Source organism: Thalassobaculum salexigens DSM 19539, assembly GCF_000423805.1.
In the GTDB taxonomy this organism is placed as follows: Bacteria; Pseudomonadota; Alphaproteobacteria; order Thalassobaculales; family Thalassobaculaceae; genus Thalassobaculum; species Thalassobaculum litoreum.
The window spans coordinates 140,115-141,416 of sequence record NZ_KE384095.1; the positions used below are offsets into that span (position 1 = coordinate 140,115).

A 1,302-nucleotide genomic window follows, 5' to 3' on the forward strand; every position below is an offset into this window, starting at 1 on the left:
CGTCGGTGAAGAAGCCGCCCTGGCCGTCGCTGCCGATCGACACCCGGGGCACGCCGCCGGCGCCGACGACGCCGAAGGTCATGTCGGCAGCACCGTCGCCATCGGTATCGACGGAAATATACGCGGTGTTGCCTTCGGTCCGCATGCTGAAGTCGGACACGTCGAGCTCGACACCGTCGATGCGGATGACGTCGCCCTCGTCGTACTGCGCGACGAGGTCGTCATCGCCGACGAAGAACGTGTCGAAGCCTTCGCCACCGACGAAGGTGTCGGCGTCGGCGCCGCCATATAGGACGTCGTCGCCCTCGCCACCGACCAGACTGTTGGGCCCGTCGCCGCCGACCAGCGTGTCGTCCCCGACCCCACCGGAAAGGGTATCGGCGCCCTGACCGCCGGACAGCAGGTCCGCGCCGTCGCCCCCGTTCAGCCTGTCGGCACCGGCGCCGCCGGAGAGCGTGTCGTTGTCGCCGCCGCCGGCCAAGGTGTCGTTGCCGTCACCGCCGGCCAGCGCATCCTCGCCCGCCCCGCCGGAGATCTGGTCGGCGCCCTGGCCGCCGAAGGCCGTGTCCGCTCCCTCGCCGGCCGTGACGGAATCGTTACCCAGGCCGCCGGACAGCAGGTCGTCGCCAGCGCCGCCGCTCAGGGCGTCGTCGTCATTGCCGCCGGACAGGGTGTCGTTGCCCTCGCCGCCCTCCAGCAGATCGTTGCCGCTGCCACCGCTGAGGGCGTCGTCGCCGAGACCGCCGGTCAGCGTGTCGTTGCCCTCGCCGCCGGACAGCGTGTCGTCGCCGGCCCCACCGGACAGGATGTCGTCGTCACTGCCGCCCACGGCCAGGTCGTTGCCGTCACCGCCGGACAGCAAGTCGTTGCCGCGGCCGCCGCTGAGGACGTCGTCGCCCTCATCGCCCAGCAGCACGTCCTCGCCGACATTGCCCAGCAGCGTGTCGTCGCCGCTGCCGCCATCGACGGTGTCGTTGCCCCAGCCACCGCCGATGAAGTCGTTGCCCTCGCCGCCGGAGAGCAGATCGTCGTTCTCGGGAAGGCCCGGATCCTCGCCGTCGTCGTCGACCCCGTCATCGCCGACAATCGTGTCGTTGCCCGCCCCGCCGGACAGCGTGTCGTTGCCACCGCCGCCCGAGACATCGTCGTCGCCGGCGCCGCCGCTGACCGTGTCGTTGCCGGCGCCGCCGGAGATCGTGTCACCGCCATCGCCACCGGTCAGCGTGTCGTTGCCCTCGCCGCCGGAGATCGTGTCGCCGCCATCGCCACCGGTCAGCGTGTCGTTGCCCTCGCCGCCGGAGA

General features: G+C 71.7%; 1 pseudogene. It reads right to left on the reverse strand.

Going from position 1 to position 1,302, the window contains the following annotated elements:
- Nucleotides 1–1,302 (reverse strand): annotated as a pseudogene (locus tag G578_RS29965) (calcium-binding protein); the annotation flags it as partial.